This is a genomic window from Streptomyces laculatispora (genome assembly GCF_017353455.1).
Lineage (GTDB): Bacteria > Actinomycetota > Actinomycetes > Streptomycetales > Streptomycetaceae > Streptomyces > Streptomyces laculatispora.
Map to the genome: position 1 here is coordinate 1 of NZ_JAFMPZ010000453.1, position 7,362 is coordinate 7,362.

Annotated in this window: 6 protein-coding genes; all 6 read left to right on the forward strand. The window is 71.6% G+C overall.

Annotated features, from left to right (window positions below; all coding sequences use genetic code 11):
* Positions 1 to 73 precede the first annotated feature (73 nt).
* The 6 genes from J1C73_RS22170 to J1C73_RS22195 all read left to right on the forward strand — a co-directional run bounded on the left by J1C73_RS22170 (position 74) and on the right by J1C73_RS22195 (position 7,234).
* Positions 74 to 604, forward strand: a complete 531-nt coding sequence (locus J1C73_RS22170; RefSeq protein ID WP_207317963.1) for a hypothetical protein — start codon at positions 74 to 76, stop codon at positions 602 to 604.
* A 243-nt stretch (positions 605 to 847) separates the two neighbouring features.
* Positions 848 to 1,792, forward strand: coding sequence for an LLM class F420-dependent oxidoreductase (locus tag J1C73_RS22175; RefSeq protein WP_307797772.1), 945 nt, complete (start codon positions 848 to 850; stop codon positions 1,790 to 1,792).
* Between the two features lie 10 nt (positions 1,793 to 1,802).
* The gene (locus J1C73_RS22180; RefSeq protein ID WP_207317964.1) at positions 1,803 to 2,588 is read left to right on the forward strand and encodes an SDR family NAD(P)-dependent oxidoreductase; all 786 of its coding nucleotides are present in this window, start codon (positions 1,803 to 1,805) and stop codon (positions 2,586 to 2,588) included.
* A 121-nt stretch (positions 2,589 to 2,709) separates the two neighbouring features.
* Positions 2,710 to 3,831: an LLM class flavin-dependent oxidoreductase gene (locus J1C73_RS22185; protein WP_123459942.1), complete on the forward strand. Its 1,122-nt coding sequence runs from the start codon at positions 2,710 to 2,712 to the stop codon at positions 3,829 to 3,831.
* 194 nt (positions 3,832 to 4,025) lie between these two features.
* On the forward strand, positions 4,026 to 5,765 hold the full coding sequence (locus J1C73_RS22190) for an N-acyl-D-amino-acid deacylase family protein (RefSeq protein WP_207317965.1): 1,740 nt from the start codon (positions 4,026 to 4,028) through the stop codon (positions 5,763 to 5,765).
* On the forward strand, positions 5,762 to 7,234 hold the full coding sequence (locus J1C73_RS22195; protein WP_207317966.1) for an aldehyde dehydrogenase family protein: 1,473 nt from the start codon (positions 5,762 to 5,764) through the stop codon (positions 7,232 to 7,234). The genes J1C73_RS22190 and J1C73_RS22195 overlap by 4 nt, the downstream gene beginning before the upstream one ends.
* Positions 7,235 to 7,362: the final 128 nt, after the last annotated feature.

Below are 7,362 nucleotides of genomic sequence, written 5' to 3' on the forward strand. Positions count from 1 at the left end.
GCCCCTGCCTCCGGGCCCCCCGGCCCCGGTACCGGTCCCTGGTCCGCCGGATCCGCGAGGCGGCGGGCACCGCGTGCCGATCATCGCGGCGACGATCACCGCAGCGGCGACAGTCGTCGCTGCGATCATCGCTCCGGCCGCGCTGTCCGGCGGGGGCTCCCGCTCGGACGCGCCGCCGTCGGCCGCCTCGACAGAGGATTCCGAGACGGCGTCCGCCTCGCCCGGAGCAGCCGGGCCGTCCGCGTCCCCGTCGGACCGGCCGGTCGACAAGCTGCCGAGCGGGGCGACGAACGCGTCCACGCCGGACGCGCGTCCGCGAGTCGTCGCCTCTCCCGACATGGCGGCCACCGGGGCCGTCGTGACGCTCACGATCAGCGGTTTCGCCCCCGGGGATCAGCTCCGCATCAGCTTCTCGGACACCAGCCCGAAGATGGAAGTCGACATGCGCGATGTCATCGCGGGTCCCGACGGGGGCTGCGTCGCGGAGGTGAAGGTGCCCGCGGACCGGGGCGATGGTTACGAGAAGCCCAGGTTCCGCGTGTGGAGTGTGAGCGACGTGGACACCAACAACTCGGCCGACACCCCGTTCACCTACCTCGACTGAGGCCCGGAGGAGTCCCGCCGCACGGCGGCCGGTCCGCGGGTGATGCCGTGACGGTGCCGACGTGCGATCCCACTGCCCTTCCTCTTGTCTGATGCACCGTCAGGTACGACGATGGCCCCGCCGGTTCGTATCTGACGTGGCATCAGTTCTGTCGTGACTCACCTCGGTGAATCCCGGTGGGCCTCGGCGGCCCCGACGTCGAACCGGCGGACTCGGCTGACCTAGAGGAAAGGAGGCCGACCGGTGCCGATACTGCCCGCCGGACCGCTGTCGTACGGGATGCAGCTCCCGATCCAGTCGCAGAGCGCCATCTACGCGGAGCCGTGGGAGGCCGGGGCCACCCCGGCCGACCTCGCCGAGATCGCCCGCACCGCCGACCGTGTCGGGTTCGCCTATCTGGCGAGCTGCGACCATGTCGCCATTCCGCGCCGGCTCGCGGAGGGGATGAGCACCGTCTGGTACGACCCGGTGGCCACGCTCTCGTTCCTCGCGGGGGTCACCGAGCGCGTGCTGCTGATGAGCCATGTCGCCGTCGTCGGGCTGCGGCATCCGCTGGCCACCGCCAAGCAGTACGCGACCCTCGACCACCTCAGCGGCGGCCGGCTGATCCTCGGGGTCGGGGCCGGACACGTGCGCGAGGAGTTCGACGCGCTCGGGGTGGACTTCGACGGGCGCGGTGCCGTGCTCGACGAGACCGTCGACGCGCTGAGGGCCGCGCTCGGGCCGGAGGAGTACCCGGAGTTCGCCGGGGAGCGGTTCTCCTTCAGCGGGCTCGGCCAGCTGCCCCGGCCCGCCCAGGAGCGGGTGCCGGTCTGGGTGGGCGGCTCCTCGCCCGCCGCGGTGCGCAGGGCGGCCGTGCGGGGGGACGGCTGGCTTCCGCAGGGTGATCCGCGCGGGAAGCTGCCGGAGCAGATCGCCCGGCTGCACGCCCTGCGGGAGGCGGCCGGGGTGCAGGAGCCGATCGTCGTCGGGGCCATCACCGAGCCGCTGTACGTGGGCGAGCCGGACTGGTCCGTGGGGCGGCGCACCCTCAGCGGGAAGCCGGAGGCGCTCGCCGAGTCGCTGCGGGAGTACGCGGCGATGGGCGTGCACCAGGTACAGGTGCGGTTCCGCAGCCGCAGCAGGGCCGAACTGACCGATCAGATGGCGGCGTTCGCCGCCGATGTCGCACCTCACCTCGACAGGTAGGAGTCAGGCCATGGGCAAGCTGGACGGGCGGACCGTGCTGATCAGCGGCGCGGCGCGCGGGCAGGGCGAGCAGGAGGCGCGGCTCTTCGCCGCCGAGGGCGCGCGGGTGGTGATCGCCGATGTGCTCGACGAGCCGGGCGAGGCGCTGGCGAAGGAGCTGGGGGAGGAGACCGCCCTGTTCGTGCACCTGGACGTGAGCCAGGAGGCGGACTGGCAGGCGGCGGTCGCCGCGGCGAAGGGCGCCTTCGGGCGGATCGACGGGCTGGTCAACAACGCGGGAATCCTGCGGTTCAACGAGCTGGTGACCACGCCGCTGGAGGAGTTCCAGCAGGTGGTGCAGGTCAATCAGGTGGGGGCCTTCCTGGGGATCAAGACCGTCGCGCCGGAGATCGTGGCGGCGGGCGGCGGGACGATCGTCAACACCTCCTCGTACACCGGGCTCACCGGCATGGCGTTCGTCGGCGCGTACGCCGCGACCAAGCACGCCGTGCTGGGCCTGACCAAGGTGGCGGCGGTGGAGCTGGCGGCGAAGGGGGTCAGGGTCAACGCCGTCTGCCCCGGGGCCGTGGACACCGCGATGTCCAATCCGGCGGCGCTGGACCCGGACGCCGACCAGGCGGCGTCGAAGGAGGCCGTGGACGGGCTCTACCGCAAGCTCGTCCCGCTCGGGCGGATCGGCCGGCCCGAGGAGGTCGCGGCGCTCGCGCTGTTCCTGACCTCGGACGACTCCTCGTACATCACCGGGCAGCCGTTCGTCATCGACGGCGGGTGGCTGGCCGGGGTCAGCCTCTTCTGACCGCACCACCCCATCTTGCCTGACGAAGCGTCAGGTATTGACGGGTCGGGGTGTTGGTGGAACAGTCGGACGCATCAGAATCTGACGGAGTGTCAGAAACGATTGAGGACGGTGAACCCCCTTGGAATTCGGGCTCTTTGTACAGGGGTATGTGCCCGCCGCGCGGGCCAAGGCGGACCCCGGGGCAGAGCACAAGGCGCTGATCGAGGAGACCGAGTACGTCATCCAGGCGGACAAGTCCGGCTTCAAGTACGCCTGGGCCTCCGAGCACCACTTCCTGGAGGAGTACTCGCACATCTCGGCCAACGACGTGTACCTGGGCTACCTCGCCCACGCCACCGACCGCATCCACCTCGGGTCCGGGATCTTCAACCCGCTCGCACCGGTCAACCACCCGGTGAAGGTGGCCGAGAAGGTCGCCATGATGGACCACCTCTCGGAGGGGCGATTCGAGTTCGGCTCCGGCCGCGGGGCGGGCAGCCACGAGATCCTCGGGTTCATGCCGGGCATCACCGACATGAACCACACCAAGGACCTCTGGGAGGAGACCATCGCGGAGTTCCCCAAGATGTGGCTCCAGGACGAGTACGTCGGCTTCCAGGGCAAGAGCTGGTCGCTGCCGCCGCGCAAGATCCTGCCCAAGCCGTACGGGAAGTCGCACCCGGCGATGTGGTACGCGGCCGGCTCGCCGTCCTCGTACGCCATGGCGGGCAAGAAGGGGCTCGGCGTGCTGGGCTTCAGCGTCCAGAAGGTCTCCGACATGGAGTGGGTCGTCGAGTCCTACAAGACGGCCGTCAAGGACGCCGAGCCGATCGGTGACTTCGTCAACGACAACGTGATGGTCACCTCGACGGCGATCTGCGCCGAGACCCACGCGAAGGCCGTCGAGATCGCGGTGGGCGGCGGGCTGAACTACCTCCAGTCGCTGCTGTTCCGCTACCACGACACGTTCCCCCGCCCCGAGGGCATCCCGGAGTGGCCGGAGCTGCTGCCGGAGTACTCCGAGGAGATCATCGAACTCCTCATCGCCGAGGAGCTGATGATCTGCGGCGATCCGGACGAGGTGCTGGCGCAGTGCCGGCGGTGGGAGCGGGCGGGCGCGGACCAGCTGAGCTTCGGGCTGCCGATCGGGATCAGCCCCGAGGACACCATCAACTCGATCAAGCTGATCGGTGAGCACGTGATCCCGAAGATCGACACGGACCCGGTCCACCGGACCACGCGGTTCCGCGACGCGGCGTAGTCCTTCCCGGACCCGGGGCGGAGCCCCCGCTACGAACGAGCGGCGTCTTCCCGGACCGCCGCTCCGCGAGCCGGGGTGCGTACCGCGGCCGTACGCACCCCGGCGCACCAACCACCTCACCACCACCCCCCCGCCGAGCAGGCGCGACCACCACCGAGAAGGCGCTACACCACCACCGAGAAGGGGACCCCGTCATGCTCGACCACCTCATCCGCGGAGCGACCGTCGTGGACGGCACCGGCGGACCCTCCTACCTCGCGGACATCGGTATCCGCGACGGCCGCATCGCCGTCATCGCGGAACCCGGCACGGCCCCCGGTCCCGCCGCGACCACCGAGGACGCCACCGGCCTCGTGCTCGCACCCGGCTTCGTCGACCCGCACACCCACTACGACGCCCAGCTCTTCTGGGACCCGTACGCCACCCCGTCGATGAACCACGGCGTGACCACCGTCGCCGGGGGCAACTGCGGATTCACCCTCGCCCCGCTCCACCCGGACCGGCCCGAGGACGCCGACTACACCCGGCGCATGATGTCGCGGGTCGAGGGCATGGCCCTCAAGGCCCTGGAGGAGGGCGTCGACTGGAGCTGGTCCAGTTTCCGCGAGTACCTCGACGCCCTCGACGGGCGGATCGCCGTCAACGCCGGGTTCATGGTCGGGCACTGCGCCCTGCGCCGTCACGTGATGGGCCCCGACGCCGTCGGCGGACAGCCCACCCCCGCTCAACTGGAAGCCATGCTCGCCCTGTTCCACGACGCGATGGAAGCCGGGGCGTGGGGCCTGTCCACCACCCAGTCCTCCACCCATGCCGACGGCGACGGCCGGCCGGTGGCCTCCCGGCACGCGCGCCCCGAGGAACTCCTCGCACTCTCCCGCGCCGTCGGCGAGCACGAGGGCACCCAGATCGAGGCGATCGTCGCGGGCTGCCTCGACCAGTTCTCCGACGAGGAGATCGACCTGTTCGTCGACATGACGGCAGCGGCCGGGCGCCCGCTCAACTGGAACGTCCTGACCATCGACGCCGCCGTTCCCGAGCGGGTCCCGCGCCAGCTGGTCCCCAGCGAACGCGCCCGCCGCGCGGGCGGCCGGATCGTCGCGCTCACGATGCCGATCCTGACCCCGATGAACATGTCGTTCGGCACGTTCTGCGCCCTCAACCTGATCCCCGGCTGGGGCGACATCCTGTCCCTGCCCGTCCCCGAGCGCATCGAGCGGCTCCGCGACGCGGACACCCGGACCGAGATGCTGCGCCGGGCCAACAGCAAGGAGGCGGGCGTCTTCCGCCGCCTCGCGAACTTCGGCCGGTACGTCATCGGGGACACCTACAGCGCGGCCAACGAGGGCCTCGGCGGGCGGGTCGTCAACGACATCGCCGCCGAGCGCGGGCAGGACCCCTTCCACTGCCTCGTCGAGATCTGCGCGGCCGACGAGCTGCGTACGGTCCTGTGGCCGATGCCCACCGACAACGACCCCGACTCCTGGGCGCTGCGGCAGCGGACCTGGGAGCACGAGGACGTCATGCTGGGCGGCTCCGACGCGGGCGCCCACCTGGACCGGATGTGCGGCGCCCCCTACACCACCCGCTTCATCGGCGACTGCCTGCGCGGCCGCAAGCTCGTCCCGCTCGAAGCGGCCGTCAAGATGCTCACCGACGACCCCGCGCGCCTCTTCGGCCTGCGCGACCGCGGCCGCATCGAGGAGGGCTTCCACGCCGACCTCGTACTCTTCGACCCCGAACGCATCGACGCGGGCCCCGCCACCCTCGTCCACGACCTGCCCGGCGACAGCCCCCGGCTCGACTCCAAGGCCCTGGGCATCGTGTCGGTCCGGGTCAACGGGGTGGAGACGCTCCGCGACGACAAGGTGACCGGCGCGGTTCCGGGTACGGTGCTGCGCTCCGGACGCGACACCCGGACGGTGAGCACCGTATGAGCGCCGACCGGTCCCATGAGCAGCGGCTGTTCATCGGCGGTGAGTGGACCGAGCCCGCCGACGGTCACTACGAGGTGATCAACCCGGCCACCGAGGACGTCGTCGGCCTCGCCCCCGAGGCGAGCCGCGCGCAGGTGTACGAGGCGGCCGCCGCCGCCCGCGAGGCCTTCGCCACCTGGTCGCGGACCCGCCCCGAGGAACGCGCCGCGATCCTCGACCGCGCCGCCGACCTGATGCAGCGGGACTTCGCGGCCAACGCCGCCCTGGCCCAGGCGGAGAGCGGCGCCACCACCGGCACCGCGCGCGGGATGCAGGTGGCCGTCGGCGCCGCCCGGTTCCGGCGGTACGCGAAGGGCGCGCTGGAACCGGTGGAGGAGGCGGTGCCGCCGCAGATCAACGAGGCCGGGCCGATGGGCCGGGCCGGGATCTTCGGGGCGCTCGCCGTCCGCCAGCCCGTGGGCGTCGTCACCTGCATCACCTCGTACAACAACCCCTGGGCCAACCCGGCCGGCAAGATCGCCCCCGCGCTCGCGATGGGCAACACGGTCGTCGTGAAGCCTGCACCGCAGGACCCGCTCTCCGTCTACCGGATGGCCGAGGCCCTCGCGGAGGCGGGCGTACCGGCGGGCGTCGTCAACGTCGTCAGCGGTTCGAGGGCCGAGGCGGGCGAGGCGGCCGTGGACTCGCCCGACGTCGACATGGTCAGCTTCACCGGCTCCACCTCGGTCGGGCAGCGCATCGCCGAGGTCTGCGGCCGGTCCATGAAACGGCAGCTGATGGAGCTGGGCGGGAAGGGCGCCGCCGTGGTGCTCGACGACGCCGACCTCGACTCGGCGGTGGCGGGCATCGGCACCACGTTCTCCTTCTACAGCGGTCAGATCTGTACGGCTCCGACCCGCGTCCTGGTCCAACGGGGCGCCCATGACGCCCTGATCGAGAAGCTCACGGGGTATGCCGGGTATCTGACGGTCGGCGATCCGACGGCGAAGGGCACCGTGGTCGGCCCGGTCATCTCCGCCGCCCACCGGGACCGCATCGAGTCGTACGTCGAACTGGGCCGCAAGGAGGGGGCCCGGATCGTCACGGGCGGCGAACGCCCCGCCCCGACCGGCCGCGGCTTCTACGTCGCGCCCACGCTGCTGGCCGACTGCACGCCGGACATGCGGGTCGTGCGGGAGGAGATCTTCGGCCCGGTCGTGGTGGTCGTCCCCTTCGACGACGAGGAGGAGGGCATCGCGCTGGCCAACGACAGCGACTACGGACTGATCGACTACGTCTGGTCCGGCGATGTGGCCCGCGCCTTCCGCGTCGCCCGCAGGCTGCGGGCGGGCGGGGTCGGCGTGAACACCATCGGCCGGAACATGGAGGCCCCGTTCGGCGGGTTCAAGCGGAGCGGTGTCGGACGCGATGTCGGCTCGTACGCCCTGCACGCGTACAGCGAACTCCAGGCGATCGTCTGGCCGGGCTGAGCCCGCGTCCAGCCGTTCCGGTACCCGCCGTCCCGCCCGGCCCACGCCGGCCGGGACCAGGGCCGCCCGGCCGGGGACGCGGAGGACTTGTTTGTTCCCACGGGCAGGAACAGGTGCGTGAACAGGTG